The sequence below is a fragment of the Phaeobacter sp. JH20_34 genome (genome assembly GCF_048056095.1).
Classification (GTDB): domain Bacteria; phylum Pseudomonadota; class Alphaproteobacteria; order Rhodobacterales; family Rhodobacteraceae; genus Phaeobacter; species Phaeobacter bryozoorum.
Window position 1 is genome coordinate 89463 of the sequence record NZ_JAYMWT010000004.1, and the last position, 26772, is coordinate 116234.

Below are 26772 nucleotides of genomic sequence, written 5' to 3' on the forward strand. Positions count from 1 at the left end.
ATGCAAACATGCAAACCTTTGATGCTGCGCGGGGGCTTCCTGCATTGCACCCCTGCGCGCAGGCGGTAAGCTGCGCAAAACCCCGTGGGGAATACGGGGGCAAGGCAAGAGGAGTGGGGTGATGAGGCTGATAATCCGGGTCATTGCGGCGCTGGTGGTGGCGCTGGTGCTGCTGCTGGCTGGGTTGTTACTGCTGCCAGGGGAGAAGCTGGCCCAGCTGGCGGCAACCCAGATCGAAAAGCAGACCGGTCGCACGGTCACCTTTGGCGGGCGCGTGGGATATACGCTCTGGCCGACGCTGGGAGTGAAGGCAGACCGTGTGGCGCTGTCAAACGCGCCCTGGGCTGGGCCTGAGCCGATGCTGACGGCGGAACGGCTGACCATTGGGGTTGCGGCGGCGGATCTCCTGCGCGGTCAGGTCAGGATCACCGAATTGTCGGCTGTCCTGCCGCAGCTGAACCTCAGCACCCGCGCGGATGGCACCGGCAACTGGGTGCTTGAGCCACTCGCATCCGGCGCGGTGGAGACCCCGGCGGCCCCCTCCGGCACGATGGAGAGCCTGCCGATCAGCATCGAGGCGCTGACCCTCACCGGCGCCAGCCTGCGATACGCCCCCCATGGCGAAACCCCGATTGAGATGAAACAGGTCGACCTGGCGCTGCAATGGCCTGATCCCACGGGCACCGTGATTGCCGATGTGACGCTGCGCCCGGCTGGGGCGCCGGTGCAGATCGCCGCCGAAATCGGCACGTTCGAGGCCTTCCTCGCGGGTCAGGTGGCCTCGGTCGGGGCGTCGCTTAGCGCTGACGATACGGAGCTGCGCTTTGACGGGCGGGCGGATATCAATGGCGCCGCCACCGGGCGGGTGACCGGCAAGAGCACCGATCTGGCGCGCAGCCTTGCGGTGCTTGGTGCGGCAGACGGGATCGAGACCCCGGTGGTGGACAGCTGGCTCATCGGGTCTGATCTCACCTATACCCCCGACGGGCGGCTGGCGCTGCGGGATCTGACGCTGGAGGCGGATGCCAACAGGCTGCGCGGAGCTGCCGACGTGGTGCTGGGCGATGTGCCGATGGTGACGGCGCGGCTCAGCGGGGATCAGCTGGATCTGTCGGCGCTGCTGCCCTCGGGAGAGGCCGATCTGCCGGCCGCCGCCGCTGCGGGCAATGGTGACGATCCGGTCAGCGATGGCTGGTCGCGCACGCCGATGGACTTCAGCTGGCTCGCCGCGCTCAATGCCGCGATTTCGCTGGAGGTGCAGGGGGTGGAGACCGGATCTGTCCGCCTTGGGCCCAGCTCGCTGGACCTGACCCTTGACCGGTCGCGTGCGGTTCTGAAATTCCAGCCCGCCACGGTCTTTGACGGTCAGTTGCAGGGGCAGCTGGTGGTCAACAACCGCAACGGGCTGTCGGTCGGCGGTAAGCTGGGCTTTCAGGATATCCGGCTGGAACAGGCGCTGGGGCAGACCATGGGCTATGACCGCCTCAATGGTGAGGCGCTGGGCGAGCTTGAGTATCTGGGTGTCGGCAATTCGGTGGCAGAGATCATGTCCTCGCTCAGCGGCAAAGGTTGGCTGGAGGTCGGCAAGGGGTTCTTTACCGGCTTCGATCTGGAAGAGCTGATGCGCAGCGGCAGCGGCAATGGCGGCAGCACCCTCTTTGACCGGCTGACCGCCAGCTATACGATCGAGGGCGGCAATCTGCTCAATCAGGATCTGCTGTTGAGCCTGCGCGGGTGGCGCGCCGAAGGAGAAGGCCGCATCGGGCTGGGGGCTCAGGATCTGGACTACCTGTTCACCCCGAGCCTGCAACGCGGCGACGGCAGCACCCGTCTGTCGATCCCCGTTGCGATCACCGGTCCCTGGAGCGATCCCAAGATTCGGCCGGATCTGAAACGCGCGCTGGAGCCGGAAATCGACGCGGTGGAACAACAGGCCAAGGATCGCCTGCGCCAAAAGCTGGCCGAAGAGCTGGATACAGAGATCGCGCCGGAGCAGGACATCAATGAGGCCATCCGCGACCGGATCGAGAAAGAGGCCAAGGATCAGCTGTTGCGGCTTCTGGGCGGCGATTGATCCAGCCGCCAGATTCGAGTGGCCAGATCCCACAGTGCCGACAACATAAAAACGCCCGCCAATGGCGGGCGTTTTTATCTCAGTTGCCGGAATGATCAAAAGGTCTGATCGTAGTCCCCGACCAGCGGTTCGGTGCGGATGACCGCGTCAATCTCGGCAAAGATCTGGCGCAACTCGGCCTCGCTCTCGCTGCTTTCGCAGACCACAACGAGGTTCGGCGTATTGGAGGATGCCCGCACCAGCCCCCAGGAGCCGTTATCCAGGATCATACGCGCACCGTTCACGGTGACGACTTCCTTGATGGGGCGGTCTGCCAGCGTCTCGCCCGCCTCGGCCTTGGCGACCAGTTTCTCCACCAGCCGCTCCAGCACGGTATATTTCTCGGTATCGGCACAATAGGGCGACATGGTCGGCGTCGCCCAGGTCTTGGGCAGTGCTTTCCTCAGGTCCGACATGCTCTTGTCCGGGTTGCGATCCATCAGCTTGCAGATCTCGACCGCGACCCGCATGCCGCAGTCATAGCCCCGGCCCACAGGTTCGGCGAGGAAGTAGTGGCCGGATTTTTCGAACCCTGCCAGCGCGCCGATCTCCTTCACCCGGCGTTTCATGTGGCTGTGACCGGTTTTCCAGTAGTCCGCGGTCACGCCATTGGCCTTCAGCTCGGGGTCGGAGGCAAACAGCCCGGTGGATTTCACATCCGCCACAAAGGTCGCATTCGGGTAAATCTTGCTCAGATCACGCGCCATGATGACGCCGACCTTATCGGCAAAGATCTCCTCGCCCTCATCATCCACCACGCCGCAGCGATCGCCGTCGCCATCAAAGCCAAGCGCCATGTCAGCGCCCGAGGCTTTTACGCTGGCGGACATATCGTGCAGCATTTCCATCGCTTCAGGATTGGGATTGTAGTTCGGAAAGCTGTAATCCAGCCTGTTATGGCTATCGACCACCTCAACGCCCATGCGCTCAAACAGCTCCGGCGCAAAGGCCGAGGCGGTGCCGTTGCCGGTGGCGCAGACCACCTTCAGCGGGCGAGACATTTTGAAATCCCCGACCAGATCGTCCAGATAGGCCTCTTTTACGCCATCCACAAACTGATAGGAGCCGCCGGGACGGGCCACGCCCTCACCATTCAGGACGATATCGCGCAGCTCACCCATTTCGTCCGGGCCGTGGGTCAGCGGGCGTTCAAAGCCCATCTTGACCCCGGTCCAGCCGTTGGGGTTGTGGCTGGCGGTGACCATGGCCACGGCAGGCACATCCAGATGGAACTGCGCGAAATACGCCATCGGCGACAGCGCCGGGCCGATATCGCGCACCTCGATGCCAGCCTGCATCAGGCCGATGATCAGCGCCTGTTTGATGGCGACGGAATAGTCGCGATAGTCATTGGCTACGGCGATCACCGGCGGGATGCCGCGCTTGTGCATCTGCGTGCCCAGTCCCAGCCCCAGCGCAGTCATGCCGGGCAGGTTGATTTCCTCGGGGTATTTCCAGCGCGCGTCATATTCGCGAAAACCGGTGGGCGTGATCATCGGATCGCGCAGAAAGCTCCAGGTGTTCGGGCGCACCTCGGGGATGGGTTTGGTCATGTCACTCGGCTCTCTTGTCAATCAGATGCGGATGGGATCGGCCTTGGCCAGGGCATCAAAACGCATCAGCGTCTCGATCAGCTTCGGCATCTGGTCGAGGTAGATCATGTTGGGCCCATCGCTGGGCGCGTTATCCGGGTCTTCGTGGGTTTCGATGAACACCGCCGCAATGCCAAGCGATACCGCTGCCCGCGCCATCAGCGGCGCAAATTCGCGCTGCCCACCGGTGGAGCCGCCCTTGCCACCGGGCTGTTGCACCGAATGGGTGGCGTCCATCACCACCGGGTAGCCGCCCTGCGCCATCTGCGGCAGCGAGCGCATGTCAGCCACCAGCGTGTTATAGCCAAAGGAGGTGCCGCGCTCGGTCAGAAGGATGTTCTCATTGCCGGTGCTTTCCACCTTGGCGACCACATTGGCCATATCCCAGGGCGCCAGAAACTGGCCCTTCTTGATGTTCACGGCCTTGCCGGTCCTGCCTGCGGCCAGCAGCATGTCGGTCTGGCGGCACAGAAACGCCGGGATTTGCAGGATATCCACGGCCTCAGCCGCCACCGCGCATTGCGCCTCGGTGTGGACATCGGTCAGCACCGGCACATCAAATTCGCGGGCGATGGTCTGAAGCACCTTCAGCCCCTCATCGACGCCCAGCCCGCGTTTGCCGGAGAGCGAGGTCCGGTTGGCCTTGTCGTAGGACGCCTTGAACACATATTGCGCGCCGTATCTGGCGCAGGCCTCTTTCATCTGGCCCGCGATCATGCGGGCATGATCGAGGCTTTCCAGCTGGCAGGGTCCTGCAATCAGGGTCAGCGGGCGGTCATTGCCGATGCTGAGATCGGCGACGGAAATATTTTTCATGGCGTTATGACGAAACCTGTTCTCGGAGGATGGACGCAGTAAGCGAGCACATCAGGTAGATACCGGAAAAGATCAGGAATGCCAAAATCGTATTTTCAAATCGGCGGGGATAGGTCGCTTCCTCGCTGGGAACGGGTTCTACCGCCGTGGTGAGATAGCGCACCTGGCGGTTTGCCTCCATGCGGGTCTGTTCAACCTGTTGCAGCGCCGATTGCAGCATCAGATCGCGGGTCGCCAGATCAGCCTGCGCCATCTGGATCTGCACCGTCAGGCTGGCAAGCGAGTTTTCGCCGGCCGAGGCGTCAATCATGCGATCGTTTAGCCGCTGGATCAGGCTGTTCAGCCGCGCGATATCGGCGCGCGCGCCATCCACCTTGGCCTGATTTGGGCGGGTATTGTCCAGCAGGGCCGCCAGCTCCAGCTCCTTTTCCTGGCGCTGAAGTTCAAAGGTGCTGATCTGCGAACGCAGCGACATGATCACGCCTTCGGGGTCCAGCACGGTGCCGCGCTGTTGCAGCCGCACCAGTGTTTCCTGGGCATTGCGGCGTTTTTCTTCGGCCATCTCCAGCGCGGTTTCGGCATCCCCCACCTGATCGGAGCGTTTTTGCACCGACAGCTGGTTCACCTTTTCCTGCGCATAGCTGATCAGCTTGCGCGAAAACTCCGCCGAGATCTGCGGATCCGCTGCAGTGACTTCCATGCGGACCACACCTTCGGTCGGGTCGTAACCGATCTTCACGTGGCGCGAATAGGTCTTATAGGCTTCCTCATTGGTGGGGTTGTCGTTCAGCCGTTGGATCGGATCAATCCACTCTTGGGTGAAATGCGACTTGAATCCGATCTCGCGGTCCAGCCGCAGCATCGCCTCCTTCGATTGCAGATAGCTCTGGACCGCGATCGAATCCTGGCTGGTGGCAAACTGGGTGCCGCTGAGCAACCCGCCAAGACCGCCACCACTGCCTGCGCTGTCAGCCTTGAGCACGAGGAACTCGGATTTCGCGGCATACATCGGCGTTGCGACGCTGTAGAAATAATATCCCGCAAGAAGCGTGGGCAGCATGACGAAAAACGCCAGACGCGCGCCCAGCAGAAGCAACCGGCGGCGACGGCGGCGCGCAATATCGCGCTGAATTTGCTTGATTTCCCGGTTGCGCCGCTCCGCAGGGCTCAGCTCTTGGGCGGGCAGGGATATCTTGTCGACGGGGACTGTCTGCGGCAGTTGCACGCCGCCCGGGGCAGGCGGGCTGCCCGTCGGCTGGGCCTTGTTGGGCTGGACCACAAGCTCCAGCATATTGGCGCGCTGGAACGGATCGATGCCCTTTAGTCGCAGCTGGCGGACCGCGTCGAAATCAGAGGTGGCGGCCAGGTTGTTCTTCTGGGCGATGCGGCGCGCCAGTCGCAATTGACGGCCGGTCAGCCCTTCCTTGCGGATGTCATCCAGATTGGTGGACGGCTTGCCGGGCTTCGCGTTGCCGGATTGCGCGGCGGCGGGTTCCTTGATGATGACAGGCTCATCTGCGGCTGTCGGTTTTACCGTAGCGCTATCCGCTGCTGCACTCGCCGCACTCGCCGCGCTTGCTACACTCGCAGACAGGGCGCCAGCGCCAGCCTGAGCGGCGCCCGGTGGCGGCACGGGGCGCGCGGCGGCAGGCTGCGCTGCCGTGGTGCCGCTCCGGCGGACGCGGAATTTACTCGCCTTGGGTTTGGTAGTCATAGAGCTGTTTCGCTTCTTCCAAGGTTTCAAACATATGCAATTGGCCATCAACCAGAACAGCCGCAGAGCGGACGAATTTCTCCAGCGTCTTGGGCTGGTGCGACACCATGATGATGGTGGTGGTTTCCAGCCGCTCCTGCAGGATGGCGCCGGCCTTCTTGTTGAACTCCACATCCGTGGTGCTGGGCATCCCCTCGTCGATGAGGAAGATATCAAAATCCAGCGCCAGCATCAGCGCAAAACTGAACCGCGCCCGCATCCCGGAGGAATAGGTGCCGACCGGTTGGTCGAAATATTCCCCCAGACCGCAGAGCCAGCGGCAGTAGGCCTCAACATAATCGGGATCCAGCCCATAGAGATTGGCGATATAGCGGGCATTGGCCATCGCCGAGAGGCGGTTGATAACGCCACCCATGAAGCCGAGGGGGAAGGAAATCCGGCAGCCCCGGCGGATATCGCCCTCGTCGGGTTTTTCCAGCCCCGCCATCATATTGATCAATGTGGTCTTGCCGGTGCCATTCGGCGCCAGCACCCCCATGGATTTACCAAGTTCAACGCGAAAGGACACCCGGTCAAGGATCACCTTGCGCTGGGTGCCGGTCCAGAAGGACTTGCTCACGTTTTCAAACTCAAGCATCGCGGGTTCCGGTGCTGCTCTCGGCCCCGTTCGGGGTCTCTGATCCTCATCATGCGCCAGGCGGATCCCGGCGGCCTTATGACTGCACTAACAGATTTGTGTTAACGACATAGGCTGCTATTTGGACCATATTATGTCCAATTGTTACGGGTTTTGGCAACGCTCCCTTAACCAAGTGACGGGGCTTTGATCGGAAGATGGCGGTCGATGCCGGATGACAGAGGCCCTGGACGCCGGTTACGCGGGGCGAAAAACGGGGCCTGAGGCGTGGATGGCAGGGTCGGATATGACGACAATTGATCAGCTGCGACAGGAGATTCGCGCCTGCCGCCTTTGTGCTGCGCGTTTTGCCGCCACCAGCACCAGACACAGCCCGCGTCCGGTCGCCTGGTTCGACAGCGCCGCCCGCATCCTGATCGCAGGTCAGGCGCCCGGCGCGCGGGTCCATGACAGCGGCCGCCCCTTCACCGATCCTTCCGGGGATCGCCTGCGTGAGTGGCTGGGCCTCAGCTCCGCCCAGTTCTACGACCAGGCGCTGGTGGCCATTGTGCCCATGGCCTTTTGTTTTCCGGGTTATTCGCCGAAGAAAGCCGACCTGCCGCCGCCTGCCATCTGTCGCAATACCTGGCACGACCGGGTGATGACCAACCTGCCCAATATCGGCCTGCGTGTGCTGGTCGGGGCCTATGCCCACAGCTATCACCTGGGTGGCAAACAGCCGGTTCAGGCGCGGGTGGAGAGCTGGCGGGACCACGCGCCGCAGGACTTCCCCTTGCCACATCCGTCCTGGCGCAATACCGCATGGCTGAAACGCAATCCCTGGTTCGAGACCGATCTGCTGCCGGTCCTGCGCGCCCGGGTTCAGGAGCTGATAACATGACCGAAGCCACCCCTCTGGACACCAGCCATGCCGCGATGCTGGCCGCGCCGCAGGATGACGCGGCCCGCCTGCGGTTCTACGAACGGCTGGCTGATAGCGAGCTGTTCCTGATGCTGGCCCGCGAGGCAGAGGGCGACAGTATCGCGCCCGAGCTATTCGAGACGGAGGAGGGCACCTTTGCGCTGGTTTTTGACCGTGAGGACCGGCTCGCGGAATTCGCCGGTCGCATCGTGCCCTATGCCGCGCTGTCGGGGCGGGTTGTGGTGCAGATGCTGGCAGGGCAGGGCGCAGGCGCAAACATCGGCCTTGGCGTTAACCTGGATGTGGCACCTTCGGCAATCCTGATCCCGGCCGAGGCGGTGGCCTGGCTGCATGAGACGCTCGGCCAGATGCCTGCCGAGGTTGACGCCGAAATCGAGGCGATCACCGCCCCCAGAGGCCTGCCGGAAGTGCTGGTCACCGCGCTGGACACCAAACTGGCCACCGCCGTTGGGCTGGCTCAGGCCGCCTATCTGGTCGGGCTGAACTATCGCGGCGGCGGGCAGGGGCATCTGCTGGGCTTTGTCGATGCCAGGGACGCCGCGCAGCCCGCGCTGGCCAAGGCGGTCGGAGAGGCGCTGACCTTCTCCGGGGTTGAGGCGGGTGCGCTGGATGTGGGTTTCTTTGCCAGCAGCGATGCGATGGCGGCGCGGCTGGCGCAGGTGGGACTGCGGTTCGATCTGCCGCAACCGGCAGAACCGAAACTGCCCTCCGCCCCCGGACGGGATCCTGAAAATCCGCCCCGGCTCAGCTAGGGCGGCAGGTCTCAGACAGAAACATCGCGACGCCGTTAGGTATCGCGATGCCCAGTGTCTTTAGCCGTGGTGGCAGGCGGGGCCGACCCCGCCCGCGGTCAGCTGTCGGCTTCTGCCGGTTCCAGTTTGTCCTGCGTCTTGGTGTCGAAATCCGACGCATCATGGCGTTCGCGCAGCTGGGTGTGCAGCTCGCCAAAGGCACGGTTCACCATGCGGCCACGGGACACGGCCGGACGCGCATCGATCTCCTTGGCCCAGCGGAGCACATGGGTATAGCTTTCCACATCCAGGAATTCCGCTGCCTCATAAAGCCGCCCGAGCACCAGCTGACCATACCAGGCCCAGATCGCCATATCGGCGATGGTGTAATCCTCACCGGCGATGAAACGGGTCTCGGCCAGCTGGCGGTCCAGCACATCCAGCTGACGCTTGGCCTCCATCGAGAAGCGATTGATCGGGTATTCGTATTTTTCCGGTGCATAGGCGTAGAAATGGCCAAAGCCGCCGCCGAGATACGGCGCGCTGCCCATCTGCCAGAACAGCCAGTTCATCACCTCGGCGCGCGCGGCCCCGGACTTTGGCAGGAAGGCGTCGAATTTTTCCGCCAGATGCACCAGGATCGAGCCGGATTCAAACACCCGCACCGGCGTGTCGCCGCTACGATCCATCAGCGCCGGGATCTTCGAATTGGGGTTCACCTCGACAAAGCCGGACCCGAACTGGTCGCCTTCGCCGATATTGATCAGCCAGGCGTCATATTCAGCCCCCTTGTGACCTGCGGCCAGCAGCTCCTCCAGCATCACCGTGACCTTCACCCCATTGGGCGTGGCCAGCGAATAAAGCTGATAGGGGTGTTTCCCGACCGGCAGCTCCTTGTCGTGGGTGGCACCGGCGATCGGGCGGTTGATCGAGGCAAAGCGGCCACCGCTCTCCTGGTCCCAGGTCCAGACTTTCGGTGGGGTATAGGTTGTGTCACTCATCTGTTGGCCTTGTTATGAAAGGGTTTTTGAATGGATCAGGTGATGGTGGCGCAGCGTCCTCCAGGAGGGGGGCCGCGCCGTATCCTGCAACAGATAATCAGGTCGCGCAAAATTCCAATGACTGGAAGGTCTGCGGCATACACTTTTTCTTGACCGGGGAGGGCTGCGGCCTGCCGGTTGTAACAAATCCCCGCGTCAGATCACGGCGGCTCCGCACTGGACACAGGGACGTGAGCCCCCCTTCGCATCGCCTGCGATCTCTGGCTAGTGTCTGAACAGCCCGGCCCGGATGGTCGGCGTTCCGCTTCTGTCGGGTCAGATGGCCCGCGCCTTTGAAAAGGATAGTCTATGAAACGCATTCTCTTTGCCGCCCTGGCCGCTGCCTCCTTTGGTCTGCCAGCCTTTGCCGGGGATCAATATGTCGACAACACCGGCTTTGCCGTTTCGGGCTACGATGTGGTGGCCTATCGTGATCTGGCGCAGAACCCTGTCGGCAACGCCCAGCCCGCAGCGGTGCCCGGCAATGCCGCCTTCACGGCTGAGCATAACGGCGCCACCTTCGCCTTCGCCAGCGCCGAGAACCGCGATAAATTTGCTGCCAACCCCGAGTATTACGCGCCGCAATATGATGGCCACTGTGCCTATGGCGTTTCCAAGGGCGGCAAGGTTCCGGGCAACCCGAACCTCTGGCGCATCGTGGATGACAAACTCTATCTCAACATCACCAAGAACGTCGTCGGCTTCTGGGAAGCGGATATTCCCGGCAACATCAACCTCGCTGAGGGCAACTGGCCCGAAATCGAACCCGCCGATGCCTCCAAGAGCGTGATCCCCAACTTCACATCCTCGGCGCCGGAGAAAGGCTGATCCGATCTGATCGCCCGCCTGCGGGCGCGGGGGGACGGGCCTCGAACCGCTTCCCCCCAGCATGAAAACAGCGCCCCGGAGACATCCGGGGCGCTGTTTTACATCACACGACCTGCCGCTCAGACCCAAGGCCAGCTGGCAGGTGGTTTCAGGCGGTTCAGCGTTTGCGGTCGCGGCGCGCGCTCATCGGCTGGAAGGCCACGCCAACATGCGCTTCGCAATAGGGTTTGCCCTGCTGGACCGGCAGGCCACAGAACCAGAAATCTTCGGTCGCGGGGTCACCTACGGGCCATTTGCAGGTCCGCTCGGTCAGCTCCATCAGCGACAGCTTCTTGGCCTTCTTCTCGATCTCATTGACCTTGGCCAGCGCTTCTGGGCTGATCTCATTGGCCGAGGGCTGCGGCGGCAGCGGCTGTCCGGCCGGGATGATCTGACGGCGCGCAGGCGTCGCGCTCCGGGCGTCGCCGGTGGCCGCAGGCTCTGGCGTTACCGGGCGGGCCGGTTCGGTCTTGGGCTGCGGCTTGGGCTTGGCCGGAGCCGCAGCAGCGGCGGCTGGCGCTGGCTTTGGCGCGGCGGCGGGCTTTTCCTTGGGCTCGGCTGCCGGTTTGGCCGTACCGCTGTTGCGGTTGGACAGTCCCAGGCGATGCACCTTGCCAATCACGGCGTTGCGTGTCACGCCGCCGAGTTCCTTGGCGATCTGGCTTGCAGATTGCCCTTCGCCCCACATTTTCTTGAGCAGTTCGACGCGCTCGTCTGTCCAGGACATCTGTTGCCTTTCCAAGCTAAAAGCGGCCCCAGGAACCTGCGGCCGCCATCGAATTCCGTAACAAGCCCCTATTCTAATCACTGCGCCCCGAGTTACAAGAGCGTCTTGCGCTTGTCAGGGGTCTGCCGGGCCATCTGCGGCGACAGGCCTATCCATCAGGCTCGACGATCAGCCCCGGCAAAGGGCGCAGCACGGGTTGACGCGCGCCTGCGACCGGTTACGAAGGCCGTGACCACCCCCGAGGTCGCCGGACCGGTGGGGGATTGGCCCGCACAGAGTGAAAGAGGTCGGACATGGCACAGGATACACCGCAGACCCCGGCAGGAGCCGCAGCACAGGCAGAGTCACCTGTCTCACCGGGTATCGCCCTCGGAGAACGCCGGTTCGGGCGGGTGAACTGGCTTGGCCTGCGCACCCTGGCACGGCGCGAGATCACCCGGTTTCTGGTGGTCTGGACCCAGACCCTGCTGGCGCCAATGGTCACTGCCGCGCTGTTCCTGATGATCTTCAACATTGCCATCGGGCCGGGGCGGGGCGATGTGATGGGCGTGCCCTTCATCGTATTTCTGGCCCCCGGCATCATGATGATGACGGTGATCCAAAACGCCTTTGCCAATACCTCCTCCTCCATCGTGATCACCAAGGTGCAGGGCAATATCGTCGACACGCTGATGCCGCCGCTGTCCGGGGTTGAAATCCTGCTGGGCTATCTGGCCGGCGCGGTCGCGCGTGGCGTTCTGGTGGCCCTCGGCATCGGCACCGGCCTCATGCTGGTCCTTGGCGTGGTGCCGGAACACCCTTTGGTGGCGCTGCTCTTTGTGGTGCTGGGCGCGGTATTCCTCGGTGGGCTTGGCATTGTTGCCGGGGTCTTCGCCGAGAAGTTCGACCAGATGGCAGCGATCACCAATTTCATCGTGACGCCGCTCGCCTTTCTCTCTGGCACGTTCTACTCGGTGCAGTCGCTGCCACCAGTGCTGCGGCTGCTGTCGCATCTCAATCCGGTGTTCTACCTGATCGACGGCGTGCGATTCGGCGTGATCGGCACCTCCGACAGTTCGCCGGTGCTCGGGCTTGTGGTCTGCAGCCTCGCAAGCCTCGCCATCGGCACATTGGCCTGGCTGATGCTGCGCAGCGGTTACCGGCTGAAATCCTGATCCGCCTGCACGCCCGGATCCACGTGCAGGGTCGGGGGGCGCTGTCGTCCCTCGCGCCAGGCCAGTAGCGCCGCGCCCGCCAGAATGATCACCGCCCCCAGCACGGTGACCGCATCCGGGACCACCGCGAACACCGCAAGATCATAGAGCGTGGCAAAGATCAGCGTCGCATAGCTGAAAGGCGCCACAAATGACGCATCCGCCCGCGCGATCCCGTTGATGAAACAGCCCTGAGCGCAGGCCATCATACAGCCGAGCGCCGCCATCAGCGCCCATTGCTCTGCCGAGGGAGGCTGCCAGACCGCGACCACCGCGCTACAGGCAATCACCGTGCCCAGAAGATTGTTGACCCACAGGATCTGCAACGGCCGCTCGCGCCCGGCCAGCCGCTTGATAAAGATCAGCTCCAGCCCCATCACCGCAGCCGCCGCCAGCGCCAGCAGGCTGGCGGGCTGAAAACTCGCCGGGGTCGGGCGTAGCAGGATCATCGCGCCCAGCAGCGCAATCGCCGCCGCCGCCCATCGCCAGGGACCAACCCGCTCTCCCAGCAGCGGAATCGCCAGCAGCATCGCAAAGACCGGGTTCAAAAAGGTGATCGCGGTGGCATCCGCCAGCGGGATATAGGCCACCGAGGCAAACATCAGCGTCACCCCCATCCAGCCAAAGCTGGTGCGCCCGAGATGCAGCCCCCAATGCGGGCGGGTGAACCGGGGTCGCCGCAGCGCGACCACGGTCGTGATCGCCAGAAACGCAAAGGCAAAGCGCCCGAAACTGATCTGAAGCGGATGCAGCGGCACACCCGATGCCTCGGTCCCCAAAGCCTTTGCGATCAGGGTGGTGCCTGCGATGAAAACTGTGGCCACCAGGATGAAGACGGCGGCAAGAGCGGGATTGGGCGATATGGTCCGGTGCATGGGCCAGCGATGCGCCAGCGGTGCCGCCTTGGCAAGCCAAAACGGTTTGCTCAGCGTCGAAGCGGTGCCGCCTCCAGCGCATCGCGGGCCTGGCGCAGGATGGTCAGGAACCGCTCCGCCCGCTGGATACGGGCCTCGACCTCGGCAATCCGGCTGTCAAGAAAGGCAACCCCATCGAAACTCTCCGGCTCCGCCGCTTCCAGCTGGCTCAGCAGGATGGCAAGATCCGCAATGCTGATGCCCGCGGCCTGCGCATCGGCGATCTGTTCCAGCGTGATCAGCGCCTCCTCAGGATAATCCCGGTAGCTGTTGGTCGGTTCCGCTCCCGGCGCCGAATGGATCAGCCCTTGACGCTCGTAAAATCGCAGCGTGTCACGGCTGACACCGCTCAGCCGCGCCAGTTCACCGATCCGCACTCTGTGGCTTCCCTGAAAACAATTGACTGAACTCCATGGTTTTGAGCATAATCCGGAAGTGAAACCGGATCAAGAGGTGTGACATGGGTCCCAAGTGTCAAAGCTGCGGAATGCCGCTCAGCAAGGATCCCGAGGGCGGCGGCAGCGAGGCGGACGGCAGCCGCAGCGGGACATATTGTTCACTCTGTTATGAAAACGGCAGCTTCCAGCACCCCGGTGCCAGCCTTGCCGAGTTTCAGGCCCACTGCGTCGATGCGCTTGAAGCCAAGGGGATGCCGCGCATTCTGGCCTGGGCCTTCACCCGCGGCATGGGTCGGCTGGACCGCTGGCGGCGCGCATAACACCGGCAAAGCGGCCGGCCCCGAGCAAGAGCGCCGACTGTGGCACCCCGGGGTGCCGCTTTGTCGCATATGGCTTCACAAATGGTCTTTTCTTTTGTCAAAACCTCCGTTATGGACGCGGTCATGATCACCGCTGCACATATCTCCCTGCTGCGACGCCGACGCCAAAGCGCGTAACCGGCCCCGATCCCGCGTGCCTGATCAAAGCTCATCGGCATGCCTCAAGACCTCAAGAATCACGCCCAAAATCGTTGACCCTGCGGCCCGGCTGCGTCACTGCTTGGCCCATCATGCCCAAAAGGAAGATCCAGATGATCCCCTCCGTTCTGCCAACCTATAATCGCGCGCCGCTCAGCTTTGTGAAGGGCGAGGGCGCCTGGCTGATCGAGGCTGACGGGCGACGTTTTCTGGACCTCGCCGCCGGCATTGCGGTCAATGCGCTGGGTCACGCCCATCCGGCTCTGGTCAAGGCGCTGACGGAACAGGCCGAACACCTCTGGCATGTCTCCAACCTCTACCACATCCCGCAGCAGCAGGCGCTGGCCGACCGGCTGGTGGAGCACAGCTTTGCCGACACCGTGTTCTTCACCAACTCCGGCACCGAGGCCTGCGAACTCGCCGTGAAAATGGCGCGCAAGTATTTCTATGAAAACGATCAGCCCGAGCGGGTGGAGATCATCACCTTCTCCGGTGCCTTCCATGGCCGCTCCGCCGCAGGCATCTCAGCCGCGGGCTCTGAAAAAATGACCAAGGGCTTCGGCCCGATGCTGCCCGGCTTTGTCCATCTCACCTTCGGCGATCTCGATGCGGTCACCGATGCCATCAGCGACAAGACCGCCGCGATCCTGATCGAACCGGTGCAGGGCGAGGGCGGTATCCGCCCGGTGCCGGATGCAGAGCTGAAGGCGCTGCGTCAGATCTGTGACGATCACGGCCTGCTGCTGATCCTCGACGAGGTGCAATGCGGTGTGGGTCGTACCGGCAAGCTGTTTGCCCATGAATGGGCAGGCATCACCCCCGACATCATGATGGTGGCCAAGGGCATCGGCGGCGGTTTCCCGCTGGGTGCAGTGCTCGCAACGGAGGAGGCTGCGAGCGGCATGACCGCAGGCACCCATGGCTCCACCTATGGCGGCAACCCGCTGGGCTGTGCGGTGGGCTGCGCGTTGATGGATCACGTCTCCGACCCTGCCTTTCTGGCCGAGGTCAACCGCAAGGCAGGCCTCCTGCGTCAGAAACTCGAAGGGCTGGTGGCCGCCCATCCCGAGGTCTTCGAGGAGGTGCGCGGCACCGGCCTGATGCTGGGGCTGAAATGCGTGGCGGCCAATATCGACGTGGTCAATGCCGGCTACGCGGCCGAGGTGGTCACGGTTCCGGCCGCCGACAATGTGATCCGCCTGCTGCCGCCGCTGACCCTCACCGATGAGGACATTGGAGAGGCCTTCGCCCGTCTCGATCAGGCCGCCACCGCGCTGACCGCCAGCGCCGAGGCCTAGCCGTCATCTTTCCCGAAATACTCCGGGGGTGCGGGGGCTGGCCCCCGCCTTGACCGGCCCAGGGATGCGGTGCCGCCGCCTCCAAAGACAACCGAAAGCGATATCCGACATGAACCACTTTCTCGACATTCACAAAACCGATGCCGCCGATCTGCGCGGGATCATCGACCAGGCCCGGATCACCAAGGATGCCCGCCAGGGCCGCCCGAAGGCCGCCCTTGACGATGAATTGCCGCTGAAGGACCGGATGGTTGCGCTGATCTTCGAAAAACCCTCGACCCGGACCCGCGTCTCCTTTGATGTGGGCGTGCGGCAGATGGGCGGGCAGACCATGGTGCTGTCGGGCAGCGACATGCAGCTCGGCCACGGCGAAACCATCGCCGACACCGCCCGCGTGCTCAGCCGCTATGTCGATATGATCATGATCCGCACCTTTGATGAAACCGTGCTGACCGAAATGGCCGAATATGCCTCGGTGCCGGTGATCAACGGGCTGACCGACCGCACCCACCCCTGCCAGATCATGGCCGATGTGCTGACCTATGAGGAGCATCGCGGCCCCATCAAGGGCAAGAAAGTCGTCTGGTGCGGCGACGGCAACAATGTTTGCGCCTCCTTCCTGCATGCGGCCGCACAATTCGGCTTTGATTTCACTTTCACCGGTCCGGCCCAGCTCGACCCGGAGCCTGAGTTCATCGGCCTCGCCCGCAACGCAGGCTCGCAGGTCATCATCGAGCGCGACGCCCAGAAAGCGGTCGAGGGCGCCGATCTGGTGGTGGCCGACACCTGGGTCTCGATGCACGACAGCCAGTCGTCCAAGGAGCGCCGCCACAATATGCTGCGCAGCTATCAGGTGAACGATGCGTTGATGGCCCATGCCAAACCCGATGCGCTGTTCATGCACTGCCTGCCGGCCCACCGCGAAGAGGAGGTCACCTCCGCCGTGATGGATGGTCCGCAATCGGTGATCTTTGACGAGGCTGAAAACCGCCTGCACGCACAAAAGGCGATCATGCGCTATTGCCTCGGGGCCTGAACCACTCGCCTCAGCCTGCGAATAGGCCAACAAAAAACCGCCGCATCCGGCCAGGATGCGGCGGTTTTTCCATTTCAGGCCGAGGCTTCGGGCCGGGACTTTAGCCCAGGGCCGGGATCACATTGTGATCGCGGTCAGCGCCAGGAACACGCAGCCCGACAGCAGTGCCGCGGCGGGCACGGTGATCACCCATGCGGCAGCAATGGTCATGAAATGGCTGCGGCGCACAAGTTTGCGGCGACGGCGCTCTTCCGGTGCAATCCGCTTGGTTTCGGGTTGGGTGGCGGAGCTGTTGCGCAGGCGGCGCTCCATATGCCATTCGCGGAAGAAACCGACGCCAAACACAGCCCCCACCGCAATATGGGTGGAGGAGACCGGCAGGCCCAGCCAGCTGGCCACGATCACGGTGATCGCGGCCGACAGCGATACGCAATAGGCGCGCATCGGATTGAGCTTGGTGATCTGGCTGCCAACCATGCGGATCAGCTTGGGACCAAAGAGGAACAGGCCAAAGGAGATGCCAAAGGCCCCGATCACCATGACCCAGGTCGGAATCGCCACTTTGGAGGCGATATCGCCAAATTCCGTTGTGTGCACGATCGCCGCCAGCGGCCCCACCGCATTGGCCACATCATTGGCACCATGAGCAAACGACAGAAGTGCAGCCGAGATCACCAGCGGGATCGAAAACAGCACCTTCAGCGATTTGTTGCGGTTCTCCATCCCCTCCGACTGGCGCTTGATCAGCGGTGCGGTGATCACATAGCTCATCGCGCCGACAGCGGCCCCGATCAGCAGCGCAATCTCCAGGTCGATCTTGATGATCTTCTTCAGCCCCTTCAGCGCCAGATAAGAGGCAAAGGCCCCCGCCATGATGCCCACCAGTACCGGAACCCAGCGCCGTGCAGCGGCGATCTTGTCGTCCTGATAGATGATCTTGGCCTTGATAAAGGCGAGGAACCCGGCCGCAATCAGCCCGCCCAGCACCGGTGAGATCACCCAGCTGGCAGCGATTTTGCTCATCGTGGGCCAGTTCACGGCGCCGAACCCGGCTGCTGCGATACCAGCGCCCATGACGCCGCCCACAACCGAATGTGTGGTCGAGACAGGCGCGCCGATCCATGTCGCAAGGTTCACCCAGAGCGCCGAGGAAATCAGCGCCGCCATCATGGCCCAGATGAACACATCGGCGCTGGCAACACTTGCCGGATCAATGATGCCCTTGGAGATGGTGGAGACCACATCGCCGCCTGCCAGCAGCGCACCGGCGCTTTCGGCGAGGGCGGCAATCACGATGGCGCCGCCCATGGTCAGCGCGTTGGCGCCCACCGCCGGGCCCATGTTGTTGGCCACATCATTGGCACCGATGTTCAGCGCCATATAAGCCCCGAAGGCCGCCGCCGCGATCACCACAAAGCTGGAGGGCGTGGAGCCGAGGAACACCGCCGCGCCAACGCCGGCCAGCGCGATAAAGACCAGCGCGATGCCGGGGGCCACCAGCGGGCGCGACACATAGGATGTCGCCAGTTCAAGTTGAGAAATCCGGTTAAGATCCCGGTCCAGTGTCTTCCACTGCGGTCGCTGCGGTGCGTCGCTCATTGTATCGATCCCGATTCAAAAGTTGCGCACGCGCCTAGCGTCCCCTCTGCAGTCATGCAAGGGGTTTGTCATATTTCCATCACGGAACTGTTACAATTGACGCAGTAATTCGCTCAATTCAGGCTCGGCCACCAGATCCGCAGCGGCGGCCGGCGACATCCATTTGCGGGTCCGCTCGGATTGTTCGGGGTAATCCTTGGCCAGCTCAATGACCTCTGCCGCATAGACCAGCGTGTGCACGGTTTCCTTCGTGCCATTGTCCTGCAATTTCACATATTCGTAGGTGCCGACCGGCTCACCCTCGATCCGGGCCTCACGCACACCGGCCTCTTCCCAGGCCTCCTGCAGCGCGGATTGCGGGCCGTTCTTGCCCTTGATCGGCCAGCCTTTGGGGACAATCCAGCGACCGGTGCCCCGGCTGGTGATCATCAGCACTTCTCGGCCCTCGGCACCATCGCGATAGCACATGGCGGCGACTTGCAGCCGTTTGGGGCGGAAGAACATTGGCCGGAGGTACTCCTCCCAGGCACTGGACATCATATGCTTCATTGCTGCTCAGCTTTCTGCTGCCGGCGCTTGGATGCCCGGCACATTTTTGCTTTGGAACAATCTTGGCATGATGGGGCCGGAATTCAAGAGGCCGAGATTGCGAAACGGCGGGTTTTTGCGCCAAAGAGGCGCAAAATTCCGTGAATTCGCGGGGAAATCACGCGTTCCGGCATCAGTTTTGGCTATTTCCGGGGTTTCGCGCGCAGGGTCGGATCCGCCTGCGTGGGGTCCTCGGGCCAGGGGTGTTTGGGGTATTGGGCGCGCATATCCTTGCGCACATCGGCATAAGAGCCGGACCAGAAACCGGGCAGATCGCGGGTGATCTGGATCGGCCGCTGCGCCGGTGACAGCAGCGAGACCTTCAGCGCCACGCCACCCACAGTAGGGTGGCGGGTGACCCCGAACATCTCTTGCAGGCGCACGGAGATTTCCGGGATCTCCTCGGCATAATCAATCGGCACCCGACGCCCCAGCGGCGTGGTGAAATGCGGCGGCGCCAGCTGGTCCAGCCGCTGCGTCTGCTCCCAGCTGAGCGCCGCGCGCAGCGCAGGCAGCAGGTCAAAGCGTTTCCAGTCCTCGGCGCTGCGCACCCCGTCCAGCATCGGCAGCAGCCAATCCTCCAGCGTCGCCAGCAAAGCCTCTTCGCTGAAATCCGGCAGATCCTCGCCATCGGCCTGCAACAATCGCACCCGCGCCACAAACCGCGCCGTCGCACCGCTGAGCCGCAGGCCCAGTTCGCGCACGCCGTCCAGCATCGCCGTGGCCACAGCCTCCGCCGGAACATCCTTCCAGATGTGATCCTCCAGCACGATGGCGCCCAGACACTGCTGACGACGCGCCACCACCCGGCGGTCGCGTTTGGACCAGGCGCAGGTCAGCTGCGGTTTGATCTGATCGGCAAATTCGGCGCGCAGCTCCGACAGGGCGATCGGTGCGGCCAGCCGCAGCCGCGCCTCACGCGGGTTGCCATCGCTGTCGAGCCCCACCAGAAACGGCGTCGTCGCCAGACTGTCCTCGGGCGGCAGCACCGCGCCCTTGCCACCGGACAGCACATAGCGCGGCGCATCGCCCTTGCGGCGCTGGCCGATCCGGTCGGGATAGGCGGTGGCGGCCATCACCGCAGCGCTTGCCGACGCAGAGGACGCCCCACCGCGCGCCTGCCGGGCCAGCCGCTTGGTCTCGCCCTTGATGCGTTCCAGCGTCGGGAGGTTCAGCTGATAGCTCCGGCGACGCTGAAACCCCTTGGCATCCCTCAGGGCCTCCAGCCGCAGCGCCAGATCCACCGGCGCGCCGCGCAACGGGTCGCGTTCCGCCAGCAGCGCCGCCAGCGGTGCCGCATCAGCGCCAAAGCGCGCCAGCATATGCCCCAGGCGCGGGTGCAGCGGCAGCCGGGCCAGCGCCTTGCCATGGGGGGTGATCCGCCCCTCGTCGTCCAGCGCCCCGAGCATCCGCAACAAGGCGCGCGCCTCCTGCAGGGCGCCATCTGGCGGTGGCGTCAGAAACGGGAGATCGCCCGGATCCGCCCCCCAGAGCGCCAGTTCCAGCGCCAGCGCGGTAAGGTCGGCGGCCTGAATCTCCGGCGGCGGAAACGCGGCCAACGCGCCATCCTCGCCCTTGGTCCACAACCGATACCCAACACCAGCTGCAACACGGCCCGCACGGCCCTGCCGCTGGGTAGCCTCGGCACGGGTCACCCGCTCGGTCACCAGTCGCGACATGCCGGAACCGGGGTCGAACCGGCTGCGCCGCGCCAGCCCCATGTCCACCACCACGCGAATGTCCTGAATGGTGAGCGAGGTTTCCGCGATCGAGGTCGCGAGCACGATTTTGCGCGCCACAGGATCCGGCTGGATCGCCGCGCGCTGCTCGGCAAAGGGGAGCGCGCCATATAGCGGACGCACCACGCAATCTCCCGGCAGCCGGGTCGCCAGCGCGGCAGCGGCCTTGCGGATCTCGCCCTCGCCGGGGAGGAACACCAGAATGCCGCCACCCTTGGCCTCGGACCCGCCTTTGCCGCCGGATCCGGGCGGGCGTGTCTCCGCCTCTGCGCGCAGCACCAGATCCACCAGCGCATCCAGCCGCCTCGGACCGCGTCCGCTGCGGCTGTCGGCGGGCAGGGGAGTGTCCAGCCAGCGGGTCTCTACCGGATAGCTGCGCCCCTCGGAGGTGATCAGCGGCGCCGCCATCAGTTCGGCGACGGGTGCGGCATCCAATGTGGCAGACATCGCCAGCAGGATCAGATCGTCGCGCAGCGCTCCGGCCACCTCCAGACAGAGCGCCAGACCAAAATCGGCATTGAGCGACCGTTCGTGGAATTCGTCAAAGATCACCGCGCCGATACCCGGCAGATCAGGGTCCGATTGCAGCATCCGGGTCAGGATCCCCTCGGTCACCACTTCGATCCGGGTCTCGGCGCTGACCTTGGCCTCGCCGCGGATCCGGTAGCCGACGGTTGCGCCGACCGGCTGGCCCAGCGTGTCGGCCATACGTTCCGCCGCGGCCCGCGCTGCCAGCCTGCGCGGCTCCAGCATGATGATCCGCCCCTCGCAGAGCTGCTCTTCCAGCATCGCCAGCGGGACCCGCGTGGTCTTGCCTGCCCCCGGCGGGGCCTGCAACACGGCGCGTTTCTGGCGCTGTAGGGCGGCAATCAGTTCGGGCAGGGCGTCATCAATGGGCAATCTGGTCATGCCGCCTTATCGCCAATGGCGCGGGCGTGGTCCAGCGCCGAGCGCACCGGCTTTGTCCTCCTGCGACGGATGTTCACTGGACAAGCGCCGCCCGGCTGCGCCATCAATGCCCAAACCTAGGAGCGGGGAGAGGGCCACCATGGCAGCAGCAGGCAATTCCGGTGGAACAGGCGGCACAACGGCAGACCGCAGGGGTCCGCTGGATATCGACGATCTGGCCGCGCGGATCCTGAATGGCGAACGCCGCGCCCTGGCCCGAGCGATCACGCTGGTGGAAAGCGGGCGCGCCGACCACCGCGAGGCCACCACCCGCCTGCTGGACAGTCTGGCCCGCGAAAACCGTCAGGCTCTGCGCATCGGCCTGTCCGGCACGCCGGGGGTGGGGAAATCCACCTTCATCGAAAGCTTCGGCATGATGCTGATCGCGGCAGGCCTGCGGGTCGCGGTGCTTGCGGTTGATCCCAGCTCGACCCGTTCGGGCGGATCGATTCTGGGCGACAAGACCCGGATGGAACATCTCAGCCGTGAAAAAAACGCCTTTATCCGCCCCTCGCCAAGCCAGACCCATCTGGGCGGCGTTGGGCGCCGCTCGCGCGAAGCTGTGGCGCTGTGCGAGGCGGCGGGCTTTGACGTGGTGCTGATCGAAACCGTCGGGGTCGGGCAGTCAGAAACCGTGGTTTCGGAAATGTCCGATCTGTTTCTCTTGCTGCTGGCGCCGGCGGGGGGCGACGAATTGCAGGGCGTCAAACGCGGCATCATGGAAATGGCCGACATCATTCTGGTGAACAAGGCCGACGGCGATCTGAAACCGGCCGCCACCCGCACCTGCGCCGATTATGCCGGGGCGCTGCGCCTGCTGCGCAAACGTCCGCAGGATCCCGATGGCTTCCCCAAGGCGCTGATGGTCTCTGCCGCGACAAAGGACGGGCTGGAGACCGCATGGGACGACATGCAGGCGCTGGCCGACTGGCGTCGCGCCAATGGCCACTGGCAGCGCCGCCGCGCCGAACAGGCCCGCTACTGGTTTGGCGAGGATGTGCGTCAGGCGCTGCTGGCACGGCTGGAAACCCCCTGGGCGCGGAGCCGCATGGCGGAACTCTCCGAAGATGTGGCAGCAGGGCAGATCACGCCGGCGGCGGCGGCCCGGGATCTGCTGGCCGGGCTGGGCGTCGGTTGAGGTCCGCACCGGCTGCCGGGAGGGGATGCTGCGGCAGGCGCAGATGCTGTGATAAACGCTGGAGTCCGCGCCTCAGACAGGCTATGAGGGCGCAGACCTTGGGTGCTGAAACAGCCCGCTGGGAGGTTGTGCACGGGTTGTCCCATAAATCCGTTTCATATGGCTTGACCCTGCACGCGATTCCTCCTAAACGCATCCAACCAGTTTTCGGGCGCAGCCAATGGCCGCGCCCCTTGTAATTTGGTGCTCGATTCGAACAATGATCCACGGGCGCCCCAGATACGAAGGATGAACCTATGTCGCGCCGTTGCGAACTGACCGGAAAAGGCCCGATGACTGGCAACAATGTCAGCCACGCCAACAACAAAACCAAACGTCGCTTTCTGCCGAACCTGAACGACGTGACCCTCCAGTCCGAGACTCTGGGTCGTGGTATCAAGCTGCGCATCTCCGCGGCTGCTCTGCGCACCGTTGATCACCGTGGTGGTCTGGACGCATTCCTGGCCAAAGCCAAGGACGAAGAGCTGTCCACCGCAGCGCTGAAGGTCAAGAAAGAGATCGCCAAGGCACAAGCCGCCGAGGCCTGATCGCCAGACCCGGCCCGCAGCGGGCAGGGACAAGATTTCGAAACGCCGTGCATGACCCTCATGCGCGGCGTTTTCATGTGTGCCACTGGCGTGCCTGCTGGCCTGTCTCGCCTGCTTTGCCTGCGTCCCTTTTTCGCCTTGCAGCGGCGCGGTCGCGGGCGCATATCTCGCGGCACAATGACCTTGCTGCGTTCATATCTGGCTCTGGCCCTGATCGCTTTGATGGCCGTCACCGGCGTCAGCGCGCAGGCTGGTATGCGCGATGCTACGGGGCAGATGGTGATCTGTACCGGCACCGGGCCGGTGATGGTCTATATCGACAGCGACGGCCAGCCGGTCTCGCCGCCGATGGACTGCCCCGAATGCCTGACCTTCACCGCCGATCTTGCGCTGTCGCTGCCGCTTCCGGCGCGGAGTACCCTGCCGCGACAGCTGACGCGCGATCTGGGCGAATCCGTCGCGATCCTGCCTATGGTGCGGCTGGCGGCCTGGGCCCGTGGGCCACCGGAACTGGTGCCTCTGCGCGTGGTCTGAGCGCGCTCCACCAGACCCGAATTCCGAAGCCTACGTATCAAGGATCACGACCAATGACCTTCAAGACCACTTTTGCCGCCAGCGTCGCTGCCATCTGTTTTGCCGGTGCCGCCTTTGCCGCCGACATCACCGTGACAGACAGCTACGCCCGCGTCTCCTCCAAAGCCGCCAAGAGCGGCGCTGCCTTCATGATGATCGAAAACGCCTCCGACAGCGACGACCGCCTGATCGCAGCCAGCAGCGACGCCGCAAAGCTGGTGCAGCTGCACACCCATAAGGAAGGCGAAAACGGCGTCATGCAGATGCTGCACGTCGAGGAGGGCTTTGCCGTTGCTGCCGGTGCCACCCATATGCTGCAACGTGGCGGCGATCATGTGATGCTGATGGGGCTGACCAGACCGCTGGAGCATGGCGATACGGTCGATCTTACCCTCGTGTTCGAAAAGGCCGGTGAGGTCACCGTGACCGTGCCCGTCGATCTGGAGCGCAAGGCAGATCACGGTGCGATGAAACACTCGCATTGATCGCCCGTCTGATCTGAAACCACAGCCCTTTTTTGGCCAGCCCGCGCAGACCGCCGCTTGGGCTGGCCATTTTCTTTTTCTGCGGGCGCGTTACCATGGGCCTCTCCCCTCGCGCCAAATCGCGGCGCATCCAGCAAAGGCCGCATCCGTGACGCAGAACATTCTCTTTGTCTGTCTTGGCAATATCTGCCGCTCCCCCGCCGCCGAAGGCGTGTTTCGACTGCTCTGCCCTCATGTCGGGACCGACAGCGCCGGCACCGCAGGCTACCATGTGGGCGCGCCGCCCTATGGCGCCATGCAGGCCGCAGCCGGGGCGCGGGGGATTGATCTGTCGGATCTGCGCGCGCGTCAGTTCACACCACAGGATTTCGCCCGCTTTGATCTGATCATCGCAATGGATGGCGACAATCTCGCCGATATCGAAGCGCTGCGCCCCGAGGGAGCCACGACGCCGGTCAGGCTGTTCACCGATTACGCCCCGGATCATGGCGCCGATCACGTGCCGGATCCCTATTACACCCGCGACTTTGACGGATGCCTCGATCTGATCGAAGCCGCCGCAGCCGGGCTGGCCAGAACATTACGCTAAGGCGGGTTCAGTCCTCCAGCACCTTCAGCTCACCGGCCAGCCAGGGCAGGCGGTGCACCGCAGGGTCAATCATATGGCCCTGCACCAGCCGCCGCATCGTCTGCGCCACGTCGCGCGGCACCCGGTCGGCCCAATCGGCACTGGAAAACAGCGAAATTCGCCGCGAAAACGCCCCAAAGGGCAGCGGAAAGGCCTCGATCTCATCATGGAACCGGCCAGCCCGCATATAGCCCAGCGGCGTGGTGATCGCCCAGCCGATCCGCCGCGCCACCAGCGCCATCAGCGACAGATGCGAGCCGATTTCGAACCGTTCCTCAAACAGCAGCTTCTGGCGCGCCAGATGGGCCTCGATCTGTTGCGAAATCAGCTGGCTGCTCTCATAGCGCAGAAACGGCAGGGCGCTGAGGATATCCATCTCCGCCTCCGGTTTGCGCAGCATCCCGCGCGGCGCCACCAGCATGAAGGGATCGCGCACCAGCGGGTATTCGGTGATCCCCTCGCGCAGCGCGCCTGAGGTAGCCGCCACGGCAATATGCAGCTCGCGCGCGTCCAGTGCGTCCAGAATGTCGTGGCTGCCTGCGGTGATCATCTTGAAACGGCAGTTGACCAGGCTCTCGGCCAGCGTGGTGGCCAGACGCGGGGTCAGATCATTGTCGAAATCATCAATCAGACCGATGGACAGCGTCGACAGGTGGTTGAGGTCAACCACGCTCAATTCGCTCTGCGCCAGACGCAGCTCGGTCAGCACCGCCTCCGTCCGCGCCAGGAAATTGCGCCCCGCCGGGGTCAGCACCATCGGACGGCGGCCGTGGTTGACCAGCTCCGCCCCCAGCGCGCTTTCCAGATTGCGCAGCTGCTGGCTGACCGCAGGCTGGCTCAGCCCGGTGAGCGCGGCCGTCTGTGCCACCGACCCGGTCTTGGCCAGCGCTTCGAACACCTCAAGCCCGCGCAGCGTCACCCCTTTCATCAACATATCTGCGGTCCTGCCTGATGGTGCGGGCGCCGTTCTGCGTCCCGTCGATGGGAAAGGGGAGGGGCGATGCGCATCGTCTGCTCAGCTGCGGTCCGTGATAGCCTCTGCCTGCGGGGCGTCTTATCCGATGTCACCCGGTGTCATCCGGGCGCCGGGTTGGACGTGATGAACCCACCCCGCCGCAGCGGATCAGCTACAGACCCGGGCTGCGTTTTCACCGAAGGATTTGTACCGTTTCCACAGCCGCTCGTCCGAGCTGCGGCTCGACTGGCGCACGACCTGGGCCTGATGCGGATCGCTGAACCATTTCGACACGGTCTTGCGTTCGCTGCGGTTGAGGCTTGCATTGGCCACCGACTGAATGCAGCGGCAGAGTGACGGCGAGGCTGCGGCGCGGTTGGACTGGCGGCAGGCCTTCTCGATGGCGCCGGCGTCGACGGGGGCAGGCATCGCACCGGTGATCATCACAGCGCATAGCGTGGCAGTCAGCAGTAGCTTCATCTTCATTGTCCCTAGAAATCTGCAAGTGCTCTGATCTGAACGGGTCTGATGCCCGCGTGTGCCGGGACTATGACGCAAGCGGCGGAGGCTTTCAATCTAGGTAAACAGCTGGTTAGCCCTCGGCGGAAACCCGCCAACGGGCGAGAGGGCCTCCGCCGCGGCCCGGGCACAGCCCAGCCGCCGCCGCGCCCATCGGGCGCCGGCCCCTCTGGTGATCTGCTATGGCGATGCGGCCCTGTCCGATAGTCCGGCCCCCCGTTCGGGCAGCTGTTCGACCGAGCGGCCAGCGGGCGCAGGTCAGGACTGATTTGGCCCGCGCAGGGACAGGATCATCTGGCGGACCGACTTCCAGTCCTCGGCCTCGGCGGTTTTGCCAGCCTCCTGACAACGCCGCATTTTCTGCGCCACTTCGGCCTCGGCCTTGTCCCCATGCGCTGAATAGAGCGCTCGGGCATATTCGGCAGTTCTGATGGCATCCATTTCGGTGTCCTCCTGAGCAGTGGGATCCCCCGCAGCGGGGGCGCGCGTCTCGCGGA

27 protein-coding genes are annotated in these 26772 nt (G+C 64.0%); 13 read left to right on the forward strand and 14 right to left on the reverse strand.

All coding sequences use genetic code 11. The features are described 5' to 3' along the window. The first annotated feature begins 121 nt into the window (after nucleotides 1–121). Nucleotides 122–2074 (forward strand): AsmA family protein, encoded by a 1953-nt coding sequence (locus tag VWZ81_RS01895; protein ID WP_416541908.1) that lies wholly within the window; start codon nucleotides 122–124, stop codon nucleotides 2072–2074. Between the two features lie 95 nt (nucleotides 2075–2169). On the opposite strand, the gene VWZ81_RS01900 is transcribed toward VWZ81_RS01895, so the two are convergent. From VWZ81_RS01900 to VWZ81_RS01915, 4 genes are read right to left on the reverse strand one after another with little or no spacing between them, the layout of a single operon-like run. Continuing rightward, on the reverse strand, nucleotides 2170–3666 hold the full coding sequence (locus VWZ81_RS01900; protein ID WP_416541909.1) for a phosphomannomutase/phosphoglucomutase: 1497 nt from the start codon (nucleotides 3664–3666) through the stop codon (nucleotides 2170–2172). A gap of 21 nt (nucleotides 3667–3687) precedes the next feature. Then, a complete protein-coding gene (gene kdsA / locus VWZ81_RS01905; RefSeq protein ID WP_340546184.1) occupies nucleotides 3688–4521 on the reverse strand; it encodes a 3-deoxy-8-phosphooctulonate synthase in 834 nt (277 codons plus the stop codon). Between the two features lie 4 nt (nucleotides 4522–4525). After that, a complete protein-coding gene (locus VWZ81_RS01910; RefSeq protein WP_416541910.1) occupies nucleotides 4526–6235 on the reverse strand; it encodes a capsule biosynthesis protein in 1710 nt (569 codons plus the stop codon). Continuing rightward, on the reverse strand, nucleotides 6210–6872 hold the full coding sequence (locus tag VWZ81_RS01915; RefSeq protein ID WP_340546182.1) for an ABC transporter ATP-binding protein: 663 nt from the start codon (nucleotides 6870–6872) through the stop codon (nucleotides 6210–6212). Before VWZ81_RS01915 ends, VWZ81_RS01910 begins: the two co-directional genes overlap by 26 nt. Nucleotides 6873–7158: 286 nt before the next feature. Here VWZ81_RS01915 and VWZ81_RS01920 point away from each other — a divergent pair, with 286 nt between their 5' ends. Further along, a complete protein-coding gene (locus tag VWZ81_RS01920) occupies nucleotides 7159–7752 on the forward strand; it encodes a uracil-DNA glycosylase family protein (protein ID WP_416541283.1) in 594 nt (197 codons plus the stop codon). After that, the gene (locus tag VWZ81_RS01925; protein WP_416541911.1) at nucleotides 7749–8546 is read left to right on the forward strand and encodes an SseB family protein; all 798 of its coding nucleotides are present in this window, start codon (nucleotides 7749–7751) and stop codon (nucleotides 8544–8546) included. Before VWZ81_RS01920 ends, VWZ81_RS01925 begins: the two co-directional genes overlap by 4 nt. 98 nt (nucleotides 8547–8644) lie before the next feature. On the opposite strand, the gene yghU is transcribed toward VWZ81_RS01925, so the two are convergent. After that, a complete protein-coding gene (gene yghU / locus VWZ81_RS01930) occupies nucleotides 8645–9526 on the reverse strand; it encodes a glutathione-dependent disulfide-bond oxidoreductase (protein WP_340546179.1) in 882 nt (293 codons plus the stop codon). Nucleotides 9527–9874: 348 nt separating this feature from the next. Here yghU and VWZ81_RS01935 point away from each other — a divergent pair, with 348 nt between their 5' ends. Beyond that, nucleotides 9875–10393: a YHS domain-containing (seleno)protein gene (locus VWZ81_RS01935; protein WP_416541912.1), complete on the forward strand. Its 519-nt coding sequence runs from the start codon at nucleotides 9875–9877 to the stop codon at nucleotides 10391–10393. A 157-nt stretch (nucleotides 10394–10550) separates the two neighbouring features. Here the strand turns inward: VWZ81_RS01935 and VWZ81_RS01940 are convergent, their stop codons facing one another. Next, on the reverse strand, nucleotides 10551–11159 hold the full coding sequence (locus VWZ81_RS01940; protein ID WP_340546177.1) for a GcrA family cell cycle regulator: 609 nt from the start codon (nucleotides 11157–11159) through the stop codon (nucleotides 10551–10553). A gap of 293 nt (nucleotides 11160–11452) precedes the next feature. Here VWZ81_RS01940 and VWZ81_RS01945 point away from each other — a divergent pair, with 293 nt between their 5' ends. Further along, complete coding sequence (locus tag VWZ81_RS01945; protein ID WP_416541281.1) at nucleotides 11453–12313, forward strand: ABC transporter permease; 861 nt, start codon at nucleotides 11453–11455, stop codon at nucleotides 12311–12313. On the opposite strand, the gene VWZ81_RS01950 is transcribed toward VWZ81_RS01945, so the two are convergent. Together VWZ81_RS01950 and VWZ81_RS01955 are read right to left on the reverse strand one after the other, a co-directional pair. Continuing rightward, the gene (locus VWZ81_RS01950) at nucleotides 12295–13227 is read right to left on the reverse strand and encodes a DMT family transporter (protein ID WP_416541913.1); all 933 of its coding nucleotides are present in this window, start codon (nucleotides 13225–13227) and stop codon (nucleotides 12295–12297) included. The two genes, VWZ81_RS01945 and VWZ81_RS01950, sit on opposite strands and share 19 nt — an antisense overlap. A gap of 50 nt (nucleotides 13228–13277) precedes the next feature. After that, nucleotides 13278–13643, reverse strand: a complete 366-nt coding sequence (locus VWZ81_RS01955; protein ID WP_416541914.1) for a MerR family transcriptional regulator — start codon at nucleotides 13641–13643, stop codon at nucleotides 13278–13280. A gap of 83 nt (nucleotides 13644–13726) precedes the next feature. Between VWZ81_RS01955 and VWZ81_RS01960 the strand changes: the two genes are divergently transcribed. From VWZ81_RS01960 to argF, 3 genes are all read left to right on the forward strand, one after another. After that, nucleotides 13727–13984: a zinc ribbon domain-containing protein gene (locus VWZ81_RS01960; RefSeq protein ID WP_416541915.1), complete on the forward strand. Its 258-nt coding sequence runs from the start codon at nucleotides 13727–13729 to the stop codon at nucleotides 13982–13984. A 311-nt stretch (nucleotides 13985–14295) separates the two neighbouring features. Continuing rightward, nucleotides 14296–15480: an aspartate aminotransferase family protein gene (locus tag VWZ81_RS01965; RefSeq protein ID WP_416541916.1), complete on the forward strand. Its 1185-nt coding sequence runs from the start codon at nucleotides 14296–14298 to the stop codon at nucleotides 15478–15480. A gap of 109 nt (nucleotides 15481–15589) precedes the next feature. Continuing rightward, complete coding sequence (gene argF / locus VWZ81_RS01970; RefSeq protein ID WP_340546171.1) at nucleotides 15590–16516, forward strand: ornithine carbamoyltransferase; 927 nt, start codon at nucleotides 15590–15592, stop codon at nucleotides 16514–16516. A gap of 117 nt (nucleotides 16517–16633) precedes the next feature. Here argF and VWZ81_RS01975 read toward each other — a convergent pair whose 3' ends face one another. The 3 genes from VWZ81_RS01975 to hrpB form a co-directional block, all read right to left on the reverse strand. Then, a complete protein-coding gene (locus VWZ81_RS01975) occupies nucleotides 16634–18115 on the reverse strand; it encodes an inorganic phosphate transporter (RefSeq protein WP_416535030.1) in 1482 nt (493 codons plus the stop codon). Nucleotides 18116–18205: 90 nt separating this feature from the next. After that, nucleotides 18206–18664, reverse strand: coding sequence for an NUDIX hydrolase (locus tag VWZ81_RS01980; RefSeq protein WP_340546169.1), 459 nt, complete (start codon nucleotides 18662–18664; stop codon nucleotides 18206–18208). A 182-nt stretch (nucleotides 18665–18846) separates the two neighbouring features. Further along, the gene (gene hrpB / locus VWZ81_RS01985; RefSeq protein ID WP_416541917.1) at nucleotides 18847–21351 is read right to left on the reverse strand and encodes an ATP-dependent helicase HrpB; all 2505 of its coding nucleotides are present in this window, start codon (nucleotides 21349–21351) and stop codon (nucleotides 18847–18849) included. A gap of 139 nt (nucleotides 21352–21490) precedes the next feature. Here hrpB and meaB point away from each other — a divergent pair, with 139 nt between their 5' ends. The 5 genes from meaB (at nucleotide 21491) to VWZ81_RS02010 (ending at nucleotide 24762) form a co-directional block, all read left to right on the forward strand. Then, complete coding sequence (gene meaB, locus VWZ81_RS01990) at nucleotides 21491–22528, forward strand: methylmalonyl Co-A mutase-associated GTPase MeaB (RefSeq protein ID WP_416541918.1); 1038 nt, start codon at nucleotides 21491–21493, stop codon at nucleotides 22526–22528. A gap of 296 nt (nucleotides 22529–22824) precedes the next feature. After that, nucleotides 22825–23115, forward strand: a complete 291-nt coding sequence (gene rpmB / locus VWZ81_RS01995) for a 50S ribosomal protein L28 (RefSeq protein WP_260088093.1) — start codon at nucleotides 22825–22827, stop codon at nucleotides 23113–23115. Nucleotides 23116–23292: 177 nt separating this feature from the next. After that, nucleotides 23293–23649, forward strand: coding sequence for a DUF2946 family protein (locus VWZ81_RS02000; protein ID WP_416541919.1), 357 nt, complete (start codon nucleotides 23293–23295; stop codon nucleotides 23647–23649). A gap of 53 nt (nucleotides 23650–23702) precedes the next feature. After that, complete coding sequence (locus VWZ81_RS02005) at nucleotides 23703–24173, forward strand: copper chaperone PCu(A)C (protein ID WP_416535033.1); 471 nt, start codon at nucleotides 23703–23705, stop codon at nucleotides 24171–24173. Nucleotides 24174–24321: 148 nt separating this feature from the next. Then, nucleotides 24322–24762: a low molecular weight protein-tyrosine-phosphatase gene (locus VWZ81_RS02010; protein ID WP_416541920.1), complete on the forward strand. Its 441-nt coding sequence runs from the start codon at nucleotides 24322–24324 to the stop codon at nucleotides 24760–24762. A 7-nt stretch (nucleotides 24763–24769) separates the two neighbouring features. Here VWZ81_RS02010 and VWZ81_RS02015 read toward each other — a convergent pair whose 3' ends face one another. The 3 genes from VWZ81_RS02015 to VWZ81_RS02025 form a co-directional block, all read right to left on the reverse strand. Continuing rightward, entirely contained in the window at nucleotides 24770–25735 is a 966-nt protein-coding gene (locus tag VWZ81_RS02015) for a LysR family transcriptional regulator (RefSeq protein WP_416535035.1), read from the reverse strand. Nucleotides 25736–25924: 189 nt separating this feature from the next. Then, nucleotides 25925–26236: a hypothetical protein gene (locus VWZ81_RS02020; RefSeq protein ID WP_340546163.1), complete on the reverse strand. Its 312-nt coding sequence runs from the start codon at nucleotides 26234–26236 to the stop codon at nucleotides 25925–25927. A 297-nt stretch (nucleotides 26237–26533) separates the two neighbouring features. After that, nucleotides 26534–26716 (reverse strand): hypothetical protein, encoded by a 183-nt coding sequence (locus tag VWZ81_RS02025; RefSeq protein WP_027246833.1) that lies wholly within the window; start codon nucleotides 26714–26716, stop codon nucleotides 26534–26536. Nucleotides 26717–26772: the final 56 nt, after the last annotated feature.

Bases quoted from the DNA above. Each gene is read 5' to 3' on its own strand.
- VWZ81_RS01895 (WP_416541908.1), top strand. From the start codon at position 122: ATGAGGCTGATAATCCGGGTCATTGCGGCGCTGGTGGTGGCGCTGGTG.
- VWZ81_RS01900 (WP_416541909.1), bottom strand. From the start codon at position 3,666: ATGACCAAACCCATCCCCGAGGTGCGCCCGAACACCTGGAGCTTTCTG.
- kdsA (WP_340546184.1), bottom strand. From the start codon at position 4,521: ATGAAAAATATTTCCGTCGCCGATCTCAGCATCGGCAATGACCGCCCG.
- VWZ81_RS01910 (WP_416541910.1), bottom strand. From the start codon at position 6,235: ATGACTACCAAACCCAAGGCGAGTAAATTCCGCGTCCGCCGGAGCGGC.
- VWZ81_RS01915 (WP_340546182.1), bottom strand. From the start codon at position 6,872: ATGCTTGAGTTTGAAAACGTGAGCAAGTCCTTCTGGACCGGCACCCAG.
- VWZ81_RS01920 (WP_416541283.1), top strand. From the start codon at position 7,159: ATGACGACAATTGATCAGCTGCGACAGGAGATTCGCGCCTGCCGCCTT.
- VWZ81_RS01925 (WP_416541911.1), top strand. From the start codon at position 7,749: ATGACCGAAGCCACCCCTCTGGACACCAGCCATGCCGCGATGCTGGCC.
- yghU (WP_340546179.1), bottom strand. From the start codon at position 9,526: ATGAGTGACACAACCTATACCCCACCGAAAGTCTGGACCTGGGACCAG.
- VWZ81_RS01935 (WP_416541912.1), top strand. From the start codon at position 9,875: ATGAAACGCATTCTCTTTGCCGCCCTGGCCGCTGCCTCCTTTGGTCTG.
- VWZ81_RS01940 (WP_340546177.1), bottom strand. From the start codon at position 11,159: ATGTCCTGGACAGACGAGCGCGTCGAACTGCTCAAGAAAATGTGGGGC.
- VWZ81_RS01945 (WP_416541281.1), top strand. From the start codon at position 11,453: ATGGCACAGGATACACCGCAGACCCCGGCAGGAGCCGCAGCACAGGCA.
- VWZ81_RS01950 (WP_416541913.1), bottom strand. From the start codon at position 13,227: ATGCACCGGACCATATCGCCCAATCCCGCTCTTGCCGCCGTCTTCATC.
- VWZ81_RS01960 (WP_416541915.1), top strand. From the start codon at position 13,727: ATGGGTCCCAAGTGTCAAAGCTGCGGAATGCCGCTCAGCAAGGATCCC.
- VWZ81_RS01965 (WP_416541916.1), top strand. From the start codon at position 14,296: ATGATCCCCTCCGTTCTGCCAACCTATAATCGCGCGCCGCTCAGCTTT.
- argF (WP_340546171.1), top strand. From the start codon at position 15,590: ATGAACCACTTTCTCGACATTCACAAAACCGATGCCGCCGATCTGCGC.
- VWZ81_RS01975 (WP_416535030.1), bottom strand. From the start codon at position 18,115: ATGAGCGACGCACCGCAGCGACCGCAGTGGAAGACACTGGACCGGGAT.
- VWZ81_RS01980 (WP_340546169.1), bottom strand. From the start codon at position 18,664: ATGAAGCATATGATGTCCAGTGCCTGGGAGGAGTACCTCCGGCCAATG.
- hrpB (WP_416541917.1), bottom strand. From the start codon at position 21,351: ATGACCAGATTGCCCATTGATGACGCCCTGCCCGAACTGATTGCCGCC.
- meaB (WP_416541918.1), top strand. From the start codon at position 21,491: ATGGCAGCAGCAGGCAATTCCGGTGGAACAGGCGGCACAACGGCAGAC.
- rpmB (WP_260088093.1), top strand. From the start codon at position 22,825: ATGTCGCGCCGTTGCGAACTGACCGGAAAAGGCCCGATGACTGGCAAC.
- VWZ81_RS02000 (WP_416541919.1), top strand. From the start codon at position 23,293: ATGACCTTGCTGCGTTCATATCTGGCTCTGGCCCTGATCGCTTTGATG.
- VWZ81_RS02005 (WP_416535033.1), top strand. From the start codon at position 23,703: ATGACCTTCAAGACCACTTTTGCCGCCAGCGTCGCTGCCATCTGTTTT.
- VWZ81_RS02015 (WP_416535035.1), bottom strand. From the start codon at position 25,735: ATGTTGATGAAAGGGGTGACGCTGCGCGGGCTTGAGGTGTTCGAAGCG.
- VWZ81_RS02020 (WP_340546163.1), bottom strand. From the start codon at position 26,236: ATGAAGCTACTGCTGACTGCCACGCTATGCGCTGTGATGATCACCGGT.
- VWZ81_RS02025 (WP_027246833.1), bottom strand. From the start codon at position 26,716: ATGGATGCCATCAGAACTGCCGAATATGCCCGAGCGCTCTATTCAGCG.